Source organism: Thiocapsa sp. (genome assembly GCF_011390875.1).
Taxonomy (GTDB): domain Bacteria; phylum Pseudomonadota; class Gammaproteobacteria; order Chromatiales; family Chromatiaceae; genus Thiocapsa.
Genome location: NZ_JAABRP010000095.1, coordinates 1 through 18780, shown reverse-complemented (window position 1 = coordinate 18780; position 18780 = coordinate 1). Strand labels below are relative to the sequence as shown.

Annotated in this window: 19 protein-coding genes and 1 pseudogene; 9 read left to right on the top strand and 11 right to left on the bottom strand. The window is 65.3% G+C overall.

All coding sequences use genetic code 11. The features are described from left to right. The 3 genes from GPT33_RS09475 to GPT33_RS09465 form a co-directional block, all read right to left on the bottom strand. Window positions 1-1629: magnesium chelatase subunit D (locus GPT33_RS09475; RefSeq protein WP_296807910.1), on the bottom strand; the 1629-nt coding region annotated here is incomplete at its 3' end. Then, complete coding sequence (gene bchI, locus GPT33_RS09470) at window positions 1626-2651, bottom strand: magnesium chelatase ATPase subunit I (RefSeq protein ID WP_296807906.1); 1026 nt, start codon at window positions 2649-2651, stop codon at window positions 1626-1628. The genes GPT33_RS09475 and bchI, both read right to left, overlap by 4 nt. A gap of 217 nt (window positions 2652-2868) precedes the next feature. After that, window positions 2869-3879 carry an alpha/beta hydrolase gene (locus GPT33_RS09465; protein WP_296807902.1) on the bottom strand — a complete coding sequence of 337 codons (1011 nt, stop codon included), beginning with the start codon at window positions 3877-3879 and terminating at the stop codon, window positions 2869-2871. An 87-nt stretch (window positions 3880-3966) separates the two neighbouring features. Here GPT33_RS09465 and GPT33_RS09460 point away from each other — a divergent pair, with 87 nt between their 5' ends. From GPT33_RS09460 to GPT33_RS09440, 5 genes are all read left to right on the top strand, one after another. Further along, the gene (locus GPT33_RS09460) at window positions 3967-5253 is read left to right on the top strand and encodes a Coenzyme F420 hydrogenase/dehydrogenase, beta subunit C-terminal domain (RefSeq protein ID WP_296807898.1); all 1287 of its coding nucleotides are present in this window, start codon (window positions 3967-3969) and stop codon (window positions 5251-5253) included. 126 nt (window positions 5254-5379) lie between these two features. Next, window positions 5380-5655, top strand: coding sequence for a type II toxin-antitoxin system Phd/YefM family antitoxin (locus GPT33_RS09455; protein ID WP_296807891.1), 276 nt, complete (start codon window positions 5380-5382; stop codon window positions 5653-5655). 490 nt (window positions 5656-6145) lie between these two features. Further along, window positions 6146-6376, top strand: coding sequence for a PIN domain-containing protein (locus tag GPT33_RS09450; RefSeq protein ID WP_296807885.1), 231 nt, complete (start codon window positions 6146-6148; stop codon window positions 6374-6376). A 351-nt stretch (window positions 6377-6727) separates the two neighbouring features. Beyond that, complete coding sequence (locus GPT33_RS09445; protein ID WP_296807881.1) at window positions 6728-7018, top strand: DUF1778 domain-containing protein; 291 nt, start codon at window positions 6728-6730, stop codon at window positions 7016-7018. Next, the gene (locus tag GPT33_RS09440) at window positions 7015-7527 is read left to right on the top strand and encodes a GNAT family N-acetyltransferase (protein ID WP_296807879.1); all 513 of its coding nucleotides are present in this window, start codon (window positions 7015-7017) and stop codon (window positions 7525-7527) included. Before GPT33_RS09445 ends, GPT33_RS09440 begins: the two co-directional genes overlap by 4 nt. 102 nt (window positions 7528-7629) lie before the next feature. On the opposite strand, the gene GPT33_RS09435 is transcribed toward GPT33_RS09440, so the two are convergent. From GPT33_RS09435 to GPT33_RS09420, 4 genes are all read right to left on the bottom strand, one after another. Then, the gene (locus tag GPT33_RS09435) at window positions 7630-8073 is read right to left on the bottom strand and encodes a type II toxin-antitoxin system VapC family toxin (protein WP_296807874.1); all 444 of its coding nucleotides are present in this window, start codon (window positions 8071-8073) and stop codon (window positions 7630-7632) included. Beyond that, window positions 8070-8324 carry a hypothetical protein gene (locus GPT33_RS09430; protein WP_296807869.1) on the bottom strand — a complete coding sequence of 85 codons (255 nt, stop codon included), beginning with the start codon at window positions 8322-8324 and terminating at the stop codon, window positions 8070-8072. The genes GPT33_RS09435 and GPT33_RS09430 overlap by 4 nt, the downstream gene beginning before the upstream one ends. 109 nt (window positions 8325-8433) lie before the next feature. Next, window positions 8434-9099 (bottom strand): ParA family protein, encoded by a 666-nt coding sequence (locus tag GPT33_RS09425; protein WP_296807864.1) that lies wholly within the window; start codon window positions 9097-9099, stop codon window positions 8434-8436. A 65-nt stretch (window positions 9100-9164) separates the two neighbouring features. Beyond that, window positions 9165-9875 (bottom strand): class I SAM-dependent methyltransferase, encoded by a 711-nt coding sequence (locus GPT33_RS09420; RefSeq protein ID WP_296807859.1) that lies wholly within the window; start codon window positions 9873-9875, stop codon window positions 9165-9167. A gap of 64 nt (window positions 9876-9939) precedes the next feature. Between GPT33_RS09420 and GPT33_RS09415 the strand changes: the two genes are divergently transcribed. Further along, a complete protein-coding gene (locus GPT33_RS09415) occupies window positions 9940-10341 on the top strand; it encodes an HIT family protein (protein ID WP_296807856.1) in 402 nt (133 codons plus the stop codon). 56 nt (window positions 10342-10397) lie between these two features. Here GPT33_RS09415 and gloA read toward each other — a convergent pair whose 3' ends face one another. Continuing rightward, window positions 10398-10781: a lactoylglutathione lyase gene (gloA, locus tag GPT33_RS09410; RefSeq protein WP_296807854.1), complete on the bottom strand. Its 384-nt coding sequence runs from the start codon at window positions 10779-10781 to the stop codon at window positions 10398-10400. 411 nt (window positions 10782-11192) lie between these two features. On the opposite strand from gloA, the gene GPT33_RS09405 reads away from it, so the two are divergent. Further along, a complete protein-coding gene (locus tag GPT33_RS09405; protein WP_007191453.1) occupies window positions 11193-11396 on the top strand; it encodes a cold-shock protein in 204 nt (67 codons plus the stop codon). Window positions 11397-11523: 127 nt separating this feature from the next. Further along, complete coding sequence (locus GPT33_RS09400; RefSeq protein WP_296807852.1) at window positions 11524-13119, top strand: ABC-F family ATPase; 1596 nt, start codon at window positions 11524-11526, stop codon at window positions 13117-13119. Between the two features lie 25 nt (window positions 13120-13144). Here GPT33_RS09400 and GPT33_RS09395 read toward each other — a convergent pair whose 3' ends face one another. The 3 genes from GPT33_RS09395 to GPT33_RS09385 are packed head-to-tail and all read right to left on the bottom strand — an operon-like array spanning window position 13145 to window position 18097. Then, entirely contained in the window at window positions 13145-14281 is a 1137-nt protein-coding gene (locus GPT33_RS09395) for an ABC transporter permease (RefSeq protein WP_296807850.1), read from the bottom strand. A 1-nt stretch (window position 14282) separates the two neighbouring features. Further along, a complete protein-coding gene (gene rbbA / locus GPT33_RS09390) occupies window positions 14283-17048 on the bottom strand; it encodes a ribosome-associated ATPase/putative transporter RbbA (protein WP_296807847.1) in 2766 nt (921 codons plus the stop codon). Then, entirely contained in the window at window positions 17012-18097 is a 1086-nt protein-coding gene (locus tag GPT33_RS09385; RefSeq protein ID WP_296807844.1) for an HlyD family efflux transporter periplasmic adaptor subunit, read from the bottom strand. The genes rbbA and GPT33_RS09385 overlap by 37 nt, the downstream gene beginning before the upstream one ends. Before the next feature lie 489 nt (window positions 18098-18586). Here GPT33_RS09385 and GPT33_RS09380 point away from each other — a divergent pair. Then, window positions 18587-18780, top strand: a pseudogene (locus GPT33_RS09380) (malto-oligosyltrehalose trehalohydrolase); the annotation flags it as partial.

Here is an 18780-nt window from a genome sequence, read left to right as displayed (position 1 = left end):
GAGCGCGTCCTCGTTGGCGCGCGCCCGCCCGCCGGTGCCGTCGCGCGCCACGTTGGCGCGACCGTCGGTCATGATGATGAGGATCGGCGTGCCACCCCGGCGCTTGACCGAATCGGCCAGCATCATCCCCAGATCGATCCCGGATGCGAGCGGCGTACCGCCGCCGCCCGGCAGGCTGGCCAGCGAACGCTTGGCCCGGACCAGCGAGCGTGTCGGCGGCAGCAGCACCTCGGCGAACTGACCGCGGAAGGCGACCAGCGCGACCCGATCGCGGCGCACGTAGCAGTCCGCCAGGAGCAGCTCGACCGCGCCCTTGGCCTCGGCCAGGCGATGCAGCGCCGAGGAGCCCGAGGCATCCACGACAAAGATGGTCGTAGTCTCCGAGCGATGCTTGAAGCGGGTAATGCGGAAGTCGTCCTGACGGATCTCGATGCGGTTGGACTCGCCTCCGAAGCGCGCGACCTCTTCGCGCCGCAGACGTTGCCAAGGTGCGGCGGCACGCAGTGTTTCGACCACGTTCAGACGCAGACCTGCACGCGGCTCGCCGCGCAGGACACCGGCCGGGCGTCCGCGCAGGGGTGCATTCTGGACGGCACCGGCCTTGCCGGTGGCACGGGCGCGCGAGCGACGCAGCTTGCCGAGCTGGAGCTGCGCGAGCAGGTCGGCCGGGATCGCCGCCTTGGCGGCTTCGAGCACCTGATCTTCAAGCTCCTTCGGCTCTTGTTGATCCTCGCCCTTGTCCTGCTCCTGATCCGGCTCTTCCGGCTCGGGCGGAGGCGGCTCGTCCGGCGGCTGCTCCATCGGCGGCAGCATGGTCGCACGCGGGGCGAGCACCAGTCGGCCGGCGACGGCCAAGTCTTCGTCGGTGACCTCGGTGCGGCCTTCAAGCGCGGCGGCGGCGCAGGCTGCTCGGGCGGCAAAAATGGAGGCGCGCAGCGAGGGGATGCCCAAGGCCAAGGCGGTGCTGCACAGCGCCTCGATCTGCGCCTCGCTCACCTGAATCCCGGGAAGCAGGGCACGCGCGGCGAGGATCTCGTCGGCGTCGTAGTCGCAGGCAACCGCCTCGTGGACACGGATATATGTGAGGTCTTGATGGAAGGCCAGACGGTCGAGCAGCGCGTTGAGCAGCCCCTCGTCGTCGCCGACGCCTTCGTCCAGGGCGACTACGGCGAACCGCGCCGGCGAGCGCATCGCCAAACCGTCGCGCTCGAGCACCACCTCGCCCGAATCGAAGGCCATGGTGAGCCGTGCCGCGGTACCGGCACCGATGCGCTCGGCCATCGCCAGCTCGACGATCCCGCCGTTCGCCTCGACCAGCAAACCGCGCTCGGCAACCGGCCTGCCGGCGCTCAGGGTCGCGGCCAGATCCAGACCGCCGAGCAAGCGTCCGTCGGAGACATGCAGCGGGATACGCCGCATCGGCGTCCCGGGCGGCTGCAGGTCGCGCATGATCGTCAGCCACTGATCGCGCACCGGGCCGGCGAGCGAGCGCAAGGCGACCCCGCCGGTCCCGACCGGGTCCACGGACATGAGGGCGGCCGCGAGCACGGCGTCCTCCCAGCGCGAAACCCCGGCCTCGCCGCGCGGACGCTCGGGCTCCGACTCAGGCATCGCCGCAGGATTGCTCATTCCCCGAACAACTCCCCGACCGCCCGCTGGACCCGGCTGGTCGATCCGGACTCGTCCAGCGGATCGCGACGCAAGCGGTGCCGCAGCGCGGAGGCCGCGACCTGAACCAGATGCTCATCCAGCACCACGGCATCGCCCTTGAGTGCCGCGAAGGCACGAGCGGCACGGATCAGGGTCAGCTCGCCACGCAGTCCGTCGGTACCCAGCTTGATACAGAGCCGTCCCGCCTGCTCCAGGGTCGCGTCCGGGACCTCGACAGTCGGCAGAAAATCACGTGCCTTCTGGATCTGGCTGCGGACCTTGCCGTCCTGGCGCTTCCACTTCTGCACGAAGGCCGGCGGGTCGCGTTCGAACTCGTCGCGCAGCCGCACGACCTTCATCCGGGTCGGCAGATCCTGCGGGGTCTTCACCTCGACCGAGAGACCGAAGCGGTCCTGCAGCTGCGGGCGCAGCTCGCCCTCCTCCGGGTTGCCCGAGCCGACCAGCACGAAGCGGGCAGGATGACGAATACTCAGACCCTCGCGCTCGACCAGGTTCTCGCCGGAGGCGGCAACGTCGAGCAACGAGTCGACCAGATGGTCCTCCAGCAGGTTGACCTCGTCGATATAGAGGAAGCCGCGATGGGCACGCGCCAGGAGTCCGGGCTCGAAGGCCTTCTCGCCCTTGGTCAGGGCGCGCTCGAGATCCAGCGCACCGATGACGCGGTCCTCGGTCGCACCGAGCGGCAAATCGACCACGGGCACCGGCACCATCCGGCTTTTCAGCGGACCCTTGGCGCGTTTGGTGCGGCACTCGACGCAAAGCGCGTCCTCGCCCGCCTCCGGGTCGCAGTTATAGACGCAGTCGACCGCACGCATCTTCGGCAGAAGCGCCGCGAGACCACGAATTGCCGTGGACTTACCCGTCCCGCGGTCACCGAAGACGAGAACGCCGCCGATCGAGGGATCGATGGCCGCAATCAACAGGGAGCGCTTCATCTCCTCCTGGGCGACGACAGCGGAAAACGGAAACGGGATGGGCATACGCAGCGAACCTGGTTGCAGTGAGTTTGAGTTGCAGTGTGTTGTGGACCGAAAGGATACGGGACGCGACCCTAGCGCCCCGACTTCAGTCAGGTCAAGCGGAGTCGGTCAACGCGAAGGCGATTTCGACCGAAACGAGCGCAATTTAAGCTCTTTTCGCATCGACTCGAGCGCGCGTGGTTCAGAAACCGGTGCGGGGCGGGCTTCGGAAGGGTCGTCACAACCCGCAGGCATCCAGCCACTCGCCGACGACCGCCTCGAAAGCCTCCGGACATTCTTCCTGCGGGACGTGCCCGCAGCCCTCGATCACGGCGAAGGTCGCGTCCGGCAGCGCATCGGCCACGCGTCGACTGTCCTCGATCGGCACCAACCGATCGGTATCGCCGCTGACCAGCAGGACAGGGATCGTCACCTCCTCCAGATGCGAGCTCACCGTCACCGGCGCCGAGAGCGACAAGGCCAGCAGCTCGCCCCAGGCGAGATCCCAACCCGCGATCCGGGTGTGAATCCCGAACTGCGCGCGGCGCTCATCCGAGATCATGGTTGCATCGGCGTAGGACAGATCCATCAAAGCGCCATCTTCGCCCAACTTGCGCGCGATCAATAGACTCAGACGACGCATCTGCGGCAGACTGGCCAACCACTCGGGCAACGTCGGGCGCGTGGCGTAGACCCAGGGCGCGACCAGGATCAGCGCCGACACCCGCTCGGGGTGGGCCAACGCCGCCTCCAGAGCGAGCGTACCGCCCGAGGAATTCCCGACCAGGACCGCACGCTCCAGCCCGAGCGCATCCATTACCGCGAAGAGCTGCGTGATGGCGGCATCCTTCGAGTAGGGATTCGGGCCGTCCCAGTCAGCCCGCATCGGCTTCGCACTGAGACCATAGGGAAGCTGATCGTAGGCGACTGCCCGACCCCGAGCGGCGAAGGCGTCGAGCACGGGCCGCCAGGTCCAGGCGTTGAAGGTGAAGCCGTGCAGCAGGAGGAAGGCCGTCGCGTCGGACGGCGCCCGGGACGAAACCGGCGGCGACTGCTCGAGATAATGGACCGCAAGCCCCGCGGTCCCCGCGAACGGAATCCCGACGAAACGACTTTCGGCCGACGCCGCCTCGGCGTTGGAGGCGAGCCCGTCACTCGGCTTCGCCGAGATCAGAAAAGGCCCGGCAACGACCGCCAAAACGACAAGTACAACGAGACCAGCCAACACCCTGAGGAGAATTCGAAGCATGTCCGTTCCTTCAATGACGAGCCCAATCACGCGCGGGGCGCTCGTCGCCACGCATGATCCCCGGCACGACCTCCCGGGGGCAGGCGAATGACGAGCACCGACATTGCGCCGTTGGAAGAAGGTCCTTCGAAGGGACTCGACCAGATCTCGTTGCTCAGCAGCGACGAGCGGCTCAAGGGGCGTCCGCGTCTGTGTAGCGACTGCGGCTTCTGCGACAGCAGCCTCAAGCTGCTAATGTCGCAGACCTGCACCTTCGTGCGCAACCAGACCCGCGGGATCGAGCAGCGTCTGCACGGTCGCACCCGCCACGCCGGCGAAGAAGGCCGCTTCGGGATCTATCGCGCCATGTACGCCGCGCGGATGGCCCGTCCCAACCCTGATGCGCAATGGACCGGTATGGTCACGGCGCTGGGCGCACGCCTGCTTGAGCAGGGCAAGGTCGACGCCGTCATCACCACTGCCGCCGCACCCGGGACGCGCTTCAAGGCGCTGCCCATCCTGGCGCGCACCCCGCAGGAGGTCCTGGCGACCGCCGGAAACAAACCTTGCCTCTCGCCGGCACTCGGCCTGATCGACGCGGTGCGCGATCAGGGCATCAAGCGCCTCGCCGTCGTCGGCACCGGCTGCCAGGTCCATCAGCTGCGCGCCGCCGAGGCCGAGCTGGGGCTGGATCGCCTCTACGTCATCGGCATCCCCTGCAGCGACAACGTCAGCTATCCGGACCTCGAATACTTCCTGACCCAGGTCTCCAAGTCGCCCGAGACGGTCGTGCATCACGAGTTCATGCAGGACTTCAGCCTCTGGATGCGCCATGAAGACGGGCATGTCGAGCGCCTGAACTATATCGACTTCCCGATGGACAAGCTGCACGGCATCTTCCCGTCGTCCTGTCTCTCCTGCTTCGACTACGCCAACACCCTGAGCGACATCACCATCGGCTACATGGGCGCCCCGTTCGGCTGGCAATGGGTCATGGTGCGCACGCCCACGGGTGAAGAGCTCTTCGAGATGCTTCGCCCGGAGCTGGAGATCGGCGAGCTGACCGAGTCCGGCGATCGCAACCGCGGGATGCCGCGCTACATGGAGCGCCTGAGCCACCCGCCGGGACAAAAGCGCCCGCCGATGCCGATCCGCAAGCTGGTCGCCATGCTCCAGCGCACCCGCGGACCCAAGGGCCTCGAGTTCGCCCGCGCCGTCATCGAGATGAAGCTGCTGCGCAACCTCAACTATGTGCGCAGCAAGTTTCCCAAGTTCGAGTCGCGGGTGGTGCCCGACCACGTCTACGAGACGCTCAAGCCATATTCGGAGCTTTATGAGCAGACCTTCGGACGTCCGCTCGCGCGGACGGCGGCCGAGTCTTCGTCGGAGGGATAGGCGGGGTGCACGGCCCGCGAGGGTGTCGATGCAGGAGGCTGCGGCACCCTCCAACCAAGGCTCTGTTGGAAGACCAGTTAACAGGTGCTGTTTTCGCCACCAAACAAGCCCAGAGATAAGGCGTCCATGAGCGTGAAATTCTCCGAAGACGTGGTCCCCTTGACCGACCCTAAGGTCAACCCCGGTCGTGTGGTCAAACACGCTGTCGAGTCCCATCGGCCCGTGCTGCTCACCAGTAGGGGGCGGGGGGTCGCAGTGATTCAGTCCGTGCCCGACTACGAGCAGGCTGTGGAGGAACGCGCCTTCATGCGCGCGGTGGTCGCGGGATTGGCCGACTTGGACGCCGAGATCTTCCAGCGGGTGGAGGTGCTCGCCGCCGATGCCGTCCAGCGCATTGCTTGAGTCGCTTCGACTCGGAAACCGTTCCGACCGCTTTTCCCGCGGCGTCGAGCCATCATGGCGCGGCTTCTGCGCTAACCTTATGGGACGTCACGAGGGGACCGCTGGGTGGGACGTCGCCGTATCGAGCGACGTCGACTCGAAGCGACTGGGCATGACAGACAGAGGGCAGTAGAAGCCGACCCTGATCGGCTTGCATCCTCGCGTTCATACGTTAGCGTGTGTACGCTTTGGGGGGCAACCATGACCACTCTGACTACACGTGTCTTTATGAACGGCAACAGCCAAGCGGTGCGGATTCCCGCCAAGCTCCGACTCGATACCGAGCGGGTCGAGATTACCCGAACCACGAATGGCGATCTGATCCTGCACCCGCTGCACGAAGGCCGAGGTCGAGCACTGCTGGAGGTTCTCGAGGGATTCGACGAGGATTTGTCGCCGCTCTGGAAGAGGATCGTACGCAACGACCGTTGCCGCAGGACAGGGAGGATCTATGCGATACATGCTCGACACCAACATCCTGATCTATCTCATCAAGAATCATCCGCCGGGCATCGCCGAGCGCATCGATGCCCTGCCGGCGGAGGATGTGTTGTGCATGTCCTTCGCGACCTACGCCGAACGGCTTAAAGGAGCCGAACGCAGTACTCGGAAACCCGAGGTCCTGCGTCGCATGCCTATGCCGATCCGAAGTCCGAGTATGACCAGGCCAACCAACTGGTGACTGCACTTGCGTCGATCGACAAGCTGCTCGGGGATGCGCTCGACGAACCGAACAAGACGAAGAGGGCTCTCACACCGTCAGCGTAGATCGAGAAGCGGGGTTAGAGCCGAATGGCACCAAGATAAGCGAGGAGGCAGTCACAAGCTTTAGAAAAGCTGATGAATTCCGGGGAAAGTTTGCTTAATTCCAGAACCGAGCAAGGCCAGACAATGCCTACCATGCCAGCCGATCTAACCTTAACTTTCAATCGTTTGGGATTATGTTAGCGCCATTCGACCCTGTGACCTTTGATGTTGTGATGACGCCGTCATTACGTACGTGCTAGTATCGATCCATAGGGGAGACACCGCCATGCCCACGATTCACGAACCGTCCGCCAAACGCCAGACTCTCAACCTGCGCATCAAGGCCGAGGAGCGTGATCTGATCGATCGCGCCGCCCATGCGACGGGGAAGAATCGCACCGAATTTATTCTCGACGCCACCCGCCGGGCGGCAGAGGAGACCCTGCTCGACCGGGCCCTGTTGCGCGTCGACAGCGATGCCTTTGCAGCCTTCCAGGCCCGGCTCGATGCGCCGCCTCGTCCCAACGAACGACTCCGCAAGACCATGCAGACTGTGCCGCCTTGGGAAAAACCTTGACGGTCGGAGCACCGGAGCCACTGACCGATCTGCATGACTGCGCCGACTTCATGTGTGGCCGCGAGATGCTCGACACCTGGCTCAAGCAACGTGCGTTGCGCAATCAGGCGAGCGGGGCCTCGCGAACCTTCGTCGTGTGCGACGCACGGCGGGTCGTTGCCTTCTACGCCTTGGCATCGAGTGCCGTGGCATCCGAGCTCGCGACCGGCCGGTTGCGGCGCAACATGCCGGATCCCATCCCGGTCGTCGTACTTGCCCGCTTGGCCGTAAGCCGTCCATATCACGGGTTGGGTCTGGGCCGGGCCCTGGTGCAGGACGCCGGGAGACGCGTGCTCGGCGCCGCAGACACCATCGGCATACGCGGCCTGCTCGTCCATGCCCTGGACGAGTCCGCCAAGGCGTTCTACCAGTGCCTTGGCTTTGACCCCTCGCCGCTGGATCCCATGACCCTCATGATCACACTCGGCGATTTACGGGCCAGTCTTATGGACCCGACCTCGCCGGTGTAAGGGGCCATCAGCCCGGCACCAGCGGGCTGCGCCACACGATCAAGCGCCTCCATGAGCGCCCGCCCCAAAAATAACCGGGGACAAACAACAATTTTCGCGGCATCAACCCGCCCCAGACCAAGGATCGACCAGCGGAATGCCGCAGTTGCGAAATTCTGCCCGGTTTCGCGTAGCCAACGTCAGCCCCGCATCCGCAGCAATCCCGGCGATCATGGCATCCGGCAGGTGGTCGTCGAGGGACTCGCCCATTGATCGCTTTCGCGCCATGATCGACGCACAGCGCTCTGCTGCGGCCGACGTGAGATCGTAGACGCCGGCACCAAAGAGATCGGCGACAAGACCATCGAACCGACGTGCCAGATCATCACGACGCTTTCCCTCCGGGAGCAGCGCCAAGCCGTAGCGAATCTCCCACTGGCTGACTGCCGAGAGCGCCAATCCCTCCACACCTGTCCCATCGATCCAGGCGAGGACTGCGGGACTTGGTTCCGGGCGCATCAACTCGGAGATAACATTTGTATCGAGCAGGTAGAGCGAGCCACTCATGTCGAGCTCGGGGCCCGAAGATCCGGAACCTTAAAGCCGAACCCTGCCCTCTCACCCAGCTCGACGCCACCCTGCGGCCCAAAATAGCGCCTGACAATCTCAGAAGGCGTCGCTTGCGCCACAGACTGTTGGCGTTTCTCACAAATCAGACGCCGAACCATTTCTTCCATCGAGATGCCTTGCCGCGCGGCTTCTCTTTGCAGCCATTCTTTGTCCGCTCGATCGATCCGGCGCACTGTGATGATCGCCATAGCCTCCTCCGGTGATTAACCCGAATGACGCATCAGGCTAATGCAAGCACCCACTGCATGCAAGATGGAATGGAGCATGAACGGACCACATTCTCCGGGCTAAAAGCCTTCAGGTCAGCCGGATTCCCGTTGGTCGAACCAGCTTCCCGACAAGAGTCGCAACGCTGTCCGGCGGCTCCCCGCCGCTGAAGAGCGCGGGCCAGGCGTCGTCGCGCGGGATGGCATCGGGAAGAAGATCAAGGCCAAGGTCGGCGATCGTGGCCGCGAAAGGCGCGAGCGCCTCGTCGCCGACCTGGTTGAAGACAACGCTGACCGCGAGCCGAGCCTCTTGCCGATGAAGGTCCGCGACCAGATCGGCAACGGACTCCAACGCCCACACATCCGGCCAAGCCGGGCGGGTGGGGACCAGGAGCCGATCGACACCCGCGAGGATCTCCATGACCTCGGGGCTGACGGTCGGCGGGCAATCGACCAGGACGGCATCGAAGCGCTTGGCGCGCTCGGCCCCGTCGCGCCAGAGCGCAAACCCGCTGTCCGCCCGCACGGCGATTCCGAACCGGTCGGCGAAGCGCTCGCCCCAGGCGGCAGCTGTGCCCTGGGGATCGGCATCCAAGAGCAGCACCTGCGCACCGGGCGCGGGGGAGTGCCGTTCCGCGTGAGTGTCGGATCCGCCGGCCAGACGGACCGCGCAGCCGATGGCGAGACTGGTCTTGCCCGTTCCGCCCTTGCGATGCCAGAAGGCGATGCGTGTCGGGGCCGCGGGGACTGTGCTCATGACTCTCCGGCTCGGTCGATGCGGTCCCGATGGCGCGATCGCATCATGGTCGGCTCCCGGTCGCGTCAGTCGACTCGCCGCAACAGATCGACCCGATGCGGCTTCCACAAGCGCACGCCTTGCGGTGTCAGATGATGCTCGAAGGCCGCGCGGATCTCGGCCAGACGGGAGGCATCAAGATTTCGCTCGCTGTGGGTCACGTCGATGAAGCGTGCGGCGAAGCTCGCCCAGTCGGGATACACGCCTTCGGATTCGAAGAAGACCTCTTCCACCAGCTGGAACAGCCCTGCATCGACGGCGCTCCGGAGGGCCTCGAAGGCGGCCTCGCGGACCAGACGCTCGTCGTCGATCAGGCGCATGATGGCGTTGAAATCGCCCCAGTAGACGGGCTCGGAGACATAGAGCAGACCGCCCGGGACCAGCACGCGATGGATTTCGCGCAGCGCTTGATCCATGGCCGCGACCGGGACATGGTGGAGCGACTTGAGCATGACGACGATATCGTAGCTGGCGTCGGGATCCGCGATCGACTCGGCGCCGCCGTAGCGAAAGGAGACCTGCGGCAGATCCTCGATCGCGAGGTTGCGCGCGTGCTGGATGCGATCGACCTCGGTCGCCGTGATCCGGGCCGCGCCGAGCCGGGTCACCAGAGCACGGGTCATGTAGGCGGCACCGCAACCCAGCTCCAGAACACGGCGGTCGCGCACCTCGATCAAGTCGCCGATGAGATCGATCTCCTCGCAACGACGGTAGGCGTTCGGATCGTTGATCTGCATGATGTTCTGCAACTCCTCAGGATGCTCGATTGCCGCCTTATAGATTCAACGGAGCCCGATGGTCATGACCGACTTTACCCTGCATCCCCAACTCCTTGTCGATTGCCATCCCCTGGGCCGTTTGTCCGCGAGTCACCTGCTCCTGCATCGCAACGCGGCCGTGCCCTGGTTGATCCTGGTGCCCGAGACGGACCTGACCAATCTGTTGGATCTGCCGATCCCGCAGCGCGACGCGGTCCTCGACGATTGCAGGCGCATCTCGGACTATCTGACGACCGCTCTAGGTTGCCCCAAGGTCAACGTGGCCTGGATCGGCAATCTGGTGCCGCAGCTGCATGTCCATGTCATCGGCAGAAGCCCGACCGATCCCTGCTGGCCCAAACCTGTTTGGGGTCATTTAACCGAGGTGAGGGAGTACACCTCGGCCGAGGTCGACGCGATCAGAGCAGGGCTTGCATCCAACTGAGCGACCAAGTGGATCGGCGCTTTTGATCGCGATGAACCGCTCGCGCTCGAAGCCCGCTACCGTGCGCCGATCAGCTCGATCGGGTAGCCGTCCGGGTCCTCGACGAAGGCGATGATGGTCTTGCCCGCGTTCATGGGCCCGGCATCGCGGATGATCTTGCCGCCCTTCGCCTTAATCCGGTCCGTGGCCTTGTAGACGTCGTCGACCTCGATGGCGATATGGCCGTAGCCGGTGCCCAAGTCGTACTGCTCGACGCCCCAGTTGTAGGTCAGCTCGATCACGGTCTGCTCCGACTCGTCGCCGTAGCCGAGAAACGCGAGGGTGAACTCGCCGTCGGGATAGTCCTTTTGACGCAGGAGCTTCATCCCGAGGATCTCCGTGTAGAAGGCGATGGAGCGCTGCAGGTTGCCGGTACGCAGCATGGTGTGGAGGATTCTCATCCGGGTGACCTCGTGGGTTGTTCGTTGAGCCTGTGGCGATATACCGAGCACACGCGGATTTTTCGCCGCATTGCACGCCCCGCGCGCGCGCCGGGCCGGCGTTGCGCCTCCTCGCCGTAGGCGCCGCTACGCCTCGTCGGCGCGCCTTGTCCCGACACGCGCGGGACGCACCCTGCTTTCCGAAAAACCCGCGTGTGCTCGGTATATTCTCGCATCGACCCGGGCCTCCAGAAAAACCTACAGAAAAACCTTGATAAACGATTCGGTATTGGGCATGATAAGCGGCGTGCAGTGCTTCCTTGTAGTATTTCGGTTGTTCCTCCTCTCCGCGTGACGTGGCAGATCCTTCCGTAATCTCCCGACAGTCGCCTGCATATGTAAACACGTTCGTTAAATCAGAGAATACCGTAAATGGCTACAGGCACAGTTAAGTGGTTCAGTGACGAGAAGGGCTTCGGCTTCATCGCTCCTTCCGACGGCTCCAAGGACGTCTTCGTCCATCACAGCGCCGTCCAAGGCAGTGGCTTCAAGTCGCTGGCCGAGGGACAAAGCGTCTCTTACGACGTCGAGCAAGGCCAGAAGGGCCCGAGCGCGACCAACGTCGTACCGAAGTAAAAACAGCCTTCAGGTGCTCGTCACCTGAGCTGAAAAAGCCCCGCCATCTGCGGGGCTTTTTGCGTTTTCGGGCCGCCGAATGCCGGCGGTCCGCCCCTCTCTATTCAAACTCTTGCGGAACCCTGCTTTGATCTCCACAGCCAACATCACCATGCAGTTCGGCGGCAAGCCGTTGTTCGAGAACGTCTCCGTGAAATTCGGCGGAGGCAATCGCTACGGCCTGATCGGCGCCAACGGCTGTGGAAAATCCACCCTGATGAAGATCCTGGGCGGCGACCTGGAGCCCAGCGCGGGCAACGTTTCGGTCGAACCCGGCAAGCGGCTCGGCAAGCTGCGCCAGGACCAGTTCGCCTTCGAGAACTACGGGGTGCTGGACACCGTCATCATGGGCCACGAGGAGTTGTGGCAGATCAAGAAGGAGCGCGACCGCATCTATGCGCTTCCGGAGATGAGCGAGGAAGACGGCATGGAGGTCGCGCATCTGGAGGTGCACTTCGCCGAGCTGGACGGCTACACGGCCGAGGCGCGTGCGGGCGAGCTGCTGCTCGGCCTGGATATCCCGCTGGAGCAGCACGAAGGCCCCATGAGCGCCGTCGCACCCGGCTGGAAGCTGCGCGTGCTGCTCGCCCAGGCGCTGTTCGCCGATCCGGACATCCTGCTGCTCGACGAGCCCACCAACAACCTGGACATCAACAGCATCCGCTGGCTCGAAGAGGTGCTGAACGCACGCAACAGCACCATGATCATCATCTCGCACGACCGCCACTTCCTGAACAGCGTCTGCACCCACATGGCCGACCTGGACTACGGCGAGCTGCGCGTCTACCCCGGCAACTACGACGAGTACATGACCGCCGCCAGCCAGGCGCGCACGCGGCTCTATTCGGACAACGCCAAGAAGAAGGCCCAGATCGCCGAGCTGCAGACCTTCGTCAGCCGCTTTTCGGCCAACGCCTCCAAGGCGAAACAAGCCACCTCGCGCCAGCGCCAGCTCGAAAAGATCAAGCTCGAGGACATCAAGCCCTCGAGCCGGGTCAACCCCTTCATCCGCTTCGGCCAAGACAAGAAGCTCTATCGTCTGGCGCTGGAGGTCGACGGCCTCGTCAAAGGCTACGACGGCCCGCCGCTCTTCAGCGGTCTGGACCTGACCGTGGAGGTCGGCGAGCGGGTGGCCATCATCGGTCCCAACGGCATCGGCAAGACCACACTGCTGCGCAGCCTCGCCGGCGACCTCGCACCCGACGGCGGAGAGATCAAATGGTCGGAGAACAGCACCCTGGGGTATTTCGCCCAGGACCACGCGGCCGATTTCGCCGACAGCACCACCTTGTACGACTGGATGGACCAGTGGAAACAGCCCGGCGACGACGAGCAGGTCATCCGCGGCACCCTGGGGCGGCTGCTGTTTTCGCAGGACGAGATCAAGAAGCCCGTAAACGTGATCTCCGGCGGCGAGCAGGGCCGCATGCTGTTCGGTAAGCTGATGCTGCAGAAGCCCAATATCCTGCTGATGGACGAGCCGACCAATCATCTGGACATGGAGTCCATCGAGTCGCTGAACACCGCGCTGGAAGACTACCCGGGCACCCTGATCTTCGTCAGCCACGACCGCGAGCTGATCTCGTCTCTCGCGACCCGGATCATCGAGCTGACGCCTCGGGGGGTGGTCGACTTCCGCGGAAACTACGAAGACTATGTGGAGCGCGAGGGCGCTGCGGCTTAAACCACGTCCAGAGCGAGATGCGGGATTAAAGCCGACTGAGACTCACCGTCTGCCGAAAGCGGGCTAGGGCCACGGCAAAGGCGATGGCCCCGAGACCTAAGGTCGCGGCCAGGTGCGGCCAAACAAGATCAAACCCGGCGCCTCTGAAGACCACGGACTGGACGAAGGCGACGAAGTGGGTCGTCGGCGAGACGAGCATCACCCGTTGCAGCAGCTCGGGCATGGCATCGAGCGGGGTGTTGGCGCCAGAAAGCATGTACATCACCAGGAACACGGGGATGGAGAGCAGCCCGAACTGAGGCATGGTCCGGGCGAGCGTGGCGAGGAGGATGCCGAGCGCCGTGATCGAGAAGAGGTAGACCCCGAGGCCGAGTACGAAGAGTCCGAGCGAGCCCGCATTGGGCACCCCGAGCAGCCCTTGGACGACCACGACCATCGCGAAGGTCGCGGCCAAGAGAATGACCAGGCCGTTGGCCCAAACCTTCGCGAGCATGATCTCGGCGGCGCTGAGCGGCATCACCAGCAGATGCTCGATGGTGCCGTGCTCGCGCTCGCGGATGAGCGCCGCCCCGGTAAGCACGATGCCGAGCAGGGTGACCATGTTGACGATCTGCATCACCGACATGAACCAGATCGATTCGCCGTTTGGATTGAAGGCGAGCCGGATCACCGATCCCACCGCCGACCCCTCGACCGATGACGATTCCGCACGATCGCCTTGGAAGTAGAGCAGCGGCTCCTCGACCAGCACCCGCTCTAGGTAGCGCGCACCCGCACCGGCCATCGCCATGGCAGTCGCGTCCACGATGACCTGCACGGCCGGTTGACGCCCCTCCGAGGCATCGGCCTGGAGACGCGGCGGGATGTCGATCACGAAGGTGTAGCGACCCGCGTCCATGGCCGCATCGATCTCGTTGAGCCCGATCTGCTCGGGTGCCTGAAAATAGGGCGGGAGCAGGCTCTCCGTCAGGCGCATCGAGAGCTGCGAGCGGTCCTCGTCGACTACGGCCACGGAGGCATGCTCGAGCTGGAGTTTCACTCCGCGGGACGGGGCGATGATGGCGAAGGTGAAGGCATAGATGATCAGGAAGACCAACACCGGGTCGTAGCGCAGGCTGATCAGCTCCTTGAGCCCCAGGCGGTAGACATTCGCGAGCCGCATCTCAGCGCTCCCGGGTGCGAAGCAGGGCGAGCCCGAGCAGAAAGAAAGCGAGCCCGAAGGCCGCAAGCACCAGATAGTCCAACCAGAGATCGCCCGGGGTCAGCCCCTTGGTGAAGCTTCCCACGCTCACGTGATTGAACCAAGCGCTCGGGAAGCCGTAGCCCATGATGCGCGCGGGTCCGGTCAGCGCGGAGACCGGCACCAGCATGCCGGAGAAGAGGATGGTCGGGATCGTGCTGACGATGGCGGTTCCGAACACCGCCGCGATCTGGGTGCGCATGAAGGTGGACATGAGGAGCCCGAGCCCGGTGCTCGCGAAGACGAAAAGGACCGCCCCGAGCGTGAGCCCGACGAGACTCCCGGTCAGCGGCACCCGAAACAGGAAGAGCGCCATCACGAGCAGCATCAGGTAACTCAGGAGCGCCAGACTCACGTAAGGGAGCTGCTTGCCGAGCAGGAATTCCCCGCCCTTGGTCGGCGTCGCGTAGAGGTTGGTGATGGAGCCCAGCTCCTTCTCCCGCACGACCCCCACCGCGGTCATGGTGGCCGGGATCATGATCAGCAGCAGCATCAGGATCCCCGGGACCATGGCGTAGACGCTCTTGAAGTCCTGGTTGTAGCGAAAGCGCGTCTCGACGGTCACCGGAGATGCGGACAGTCCCGCGGACGGATCGGCCCCGAGCGTCTGCAGATACCCGCGATGCACGCCCTGTACATAGCCGCCGATGGTGTCGCTGCGAAAGGGAATGGCCCCGTCGATGACGAAGCCGACCTCGGGGCCGACCTCGGAGCCGGAGCCGCGCGTCAAGGCGCGACCGAAGCCCGGCGGGATCTCGATCGCCAAGGTCAGCCGGCCGCTCTCGAGCCGCCGCCACATCTGCTCCGCATCGGCCGGCGGGGCCTGCTCGGAGAACCAGATCGAGCCGGCGAAGTGCTCCAGGTATGCGCGGCTCGCCGGGGTGCGGTCGTGGTCGAGCACAGCGTAGGCGATCTCGTCGACATCGAACGAGATCCCGAAGCCCATGGCGATCATCAGGATCACCGGCCCGAGCAGTGCGAAGGCCAGACGGATCGGGTCACGCCGAATCTCCGTGCCTTCGCGCCGGGTATAGGCCCAAAGCCGGCGCAGTGAAAAGCGTGCGGGCCGGGACGGCTTGCGCGGCGGCGGGAGAAGCACGGGATCCTGCGCGGTCTCCCACTCGGCGGCTACCTCCTCGCCCGCGTCCGCCGCACCCTGCTCCATGTAGGCGATGAAGGCATCCTCCAGCGTCGCCGCGCCCTGCCGTGACTTGATGTCCGCCGGGGTGCCCTCGGCGAGTACCCGACCGCCGTGCATCAGCGAGATACGGTCGCAACGCTCGGCCTCGTTCATGAAGTGGGTCGAGATGAAGATGGTCACCCCTTGCTCGCGCGAGAGCATGAGGAGCTGCTTCCAGAAACGGTCTCGGGCGATCGGGTCGACCCCGGAGGTCGGCTCGTCCAGGATCAGGAGCTCGGGCGCGTGGATCACCGCCACGGCGAGCGACAGACGCTGGCGCACGCCGAGCGGCAGCGCCTCGGCGCGGGCGTCGATCACGCGTGCGAGATCGAAGCGCTCGACGAGCTCCGCGATGCGCGCGGGGATATCCTTTGCAGGCAATCGATAAAGACGCGCGTGCAAATCGAGGTTCTGGCGCACGCTGAGCTCGCCGTAGAGCGAGAAGGATTGGGACATGAATCCCAGACGCCGGCGCAACGCCGCGTCCTCCGCATCCACCGGCCGGTCGAAGACCCACGCCTCGCCCTCGCTGACCGGCAGGAGACCGGTCAACATTCGCATGGTCGTGGTCTTGCCGCTGCCGTTGGAGCCGAGAAAGCCGAAGATCTCACCTTTGTGGATCGAGAGACTGACCCGGTCGACCGCCGTGAAGTCACCGAAACGTCGGGTGAGATCTTCGGCACGGATGGCGGGTGGCGCGTCCCCGTCGGGCGTGCGGGGCGGCACCACCAAGCGCCGATGTCCGCCGCGGCGCTCCGCGGGGAGCAGGGCAACGAAGACCGACTCCATGTCGCGCTCGCCGGTGCGTGCGCACAGCTCACCGACGGTGCCGGCGGCCAGCACCCGGCCGGCGTCCATCGCCACCAGGGTGTCGAAGCGCTCGGCCTCCTCCATATAGGCCGTTGACACGAGGATACTCAGGTCCGGGCGACGGTGCCGCAGCCGGTCCATCAGCTCCCAGAAGCGCCGACGCGAAAGCGGATCCACGCCGGTGGTCGGCTCATCGAGGATCAACAGCTCGGGGTCGTGGATGAGCGCGCAGCAGAGCCCGAGCTTCTGCTTCATCCCGCCCGAGAGGTGCATCGCCGGACGCTCGGTGAAGGGGGCGAGGCCGGTGGCCGCCGTCAGCTCGGCGATGCGCTCCGCCCGGGTCGCCCTGCCCTGCCCAAACAGACGACCGAAGAAATCCAGGTTCTCCCGGACCGAGAGGCTCGGGTAGAGATTCCGGCCGAGGCCCTGAGGCATGTAGGCAATGCGCTCGATCACCGCGTCGCGCTCGCGATGCTGCCGCAGGTCGTGCCCCAGCACCTCGACCCGACCGGACTGGATCTGCCGCACCCCGGCGATGATCCCGAGCAGGGTCGACTTGCCGACCCCGTCGGGCCCGATCAGGCCGGTCAGCCGTCCGGCTGGAAGCTCGAGCGCCACCTCGTCGAGCGCGTCCACACCCGGGTAGGCGTGGCTCAGACCGCTCAGTCGGACGACGGGGCCGGCGGCGTGCTCGGCCATAGCGATGACCTCGGGGGCGGCAATCTCGGTTCCAGATGTGCGGGCCAGGGCAGATCGGGCCGCAGCTGCACATAGGCGACGCCCGGGAGCCCCGTCTTCACCAACGCCTCGTAACGCGCAAGCAGTTCGGGGGCGATGCGCACCTTGACGCGGAAGGCGAGCGACTCGCGCACGCTCTGCGTCTCCACCTGCTTGGGCGTGAATTGGGCGCGCGGGGCGACAAACGAGACCTCCGCGGGGACCACGTACTCGGGGGCTGCGTCCAGGACGATCCGCGCCTGCGCACCGAGCGGGACCCGTCCAGCCGCCGGCGTAGGCAGGAAGATGATCATGTAGACGTCGCCGAGGTCGAGAAGGGTCAGGACCTTTCCTCCGACACCCAGCACCTCGCCGGGCTCGGCCAGTCGGTAAAGCACACGTCCGCCGCGCGGCGCCGCGAGGGTGCTGTCCGCGATATCGACCTCGACGCGCTCGAGACCCGCCTGCGCCGCCTCGATCGCCGCCTCGGCCGCGACCACCTGCACGCGGGACGCCCGCAGGGCCGCCTCGGCGCTGCGCACGCCGGTGCGGGCCTGATCGACCTGCTCTTCGGAGACGAATTGATCGGTGCGCGAGAGCCGCTGCAGCCGGTCGAGATCGCGGCGGGCGAAGTCCAGCTCACTCTCGCGCTGCTCCACTACCGCAAGTGCATGCTGACGTTCCTGCTCGGCCTGCCTCAGCTCGGCGCGAACCTGGCGCTGAAGGGCCTCCAAGGCGTCGGTATCGAGCACCGCGACGACCTGCCCCGCCTCGACACGATCGCCTTCCTGGACCCGCACCTCAGCCAGGCGGCCGGCGAGCTTGGTCGCGACATCCACCTCGGTCGCCTCGATCCGACCATTGGCCACGGCAAAACCCTCCGGCAGCGGGGAATCGCCCAGCCAACCTCGCAGCGCGTCCGGCAGAGACCTCAACTCCCCGCCGCCGACGAGCACCCAACCCGCCACCGCGGCGGCGAGAAGGAGGACGAAGATCACACCCGCAACCAACCGGCGGCCCGATCTGTTCATATGACGGGGCCCGAATCATCCGAGCGACGGCTTCCAATCGGTTCGCGGCTCACAGTAGCTCAACCCCATGGATGGAAATCGCCGCCCATTCGGGTCGGTGATGCAGCTCGTAACGGATTTCATAGAGCCGGTAGAGCCCCTAGAGCCCGTAGAGCTCGGCGCAACATGAAGCGCCCGATGGGGCACCCGTCGATTCGGTTCGGCCGGCGGCGGTCGTATTTTCCCCACGGAGCCGCACTGACCCTCGGTATTTCTCTGAGTATTATAGGCAGTGGCGAGGCCGAGAAAGCGGTCGATGTCCTGCACGCAGGGCTGTGAAATCATCCGTCGCCCGGACAGACCCCAACGCTCCTCTCCCATCCCCTCCCCTCGGATGCGGCACCCGAGGTCGAAAAGCGCTGCTGCGACAGGATTAGAGGGTGGATCTCCGCAGTCGAAGGCACGGAACCGGCGGCGCTTCCGAAACACAATCACGATCAAGGGGAATGGATGACAGCACGGCAACAGACCATGCCCTTCGGTGCCGCGGTCGAGCACGACGGAACCGTGCGGTTTCGCCTGTGGGCACCCGCCGCGCGGCGGATCGAGCTCTGCCTGAAACATCCCGCGGGCGAGCGCTGGCTCGAGATGCAGGCCGCGGGCGCCGGCTGGTTCGAATTGCGCACGGCCGAGGCACACCCGGG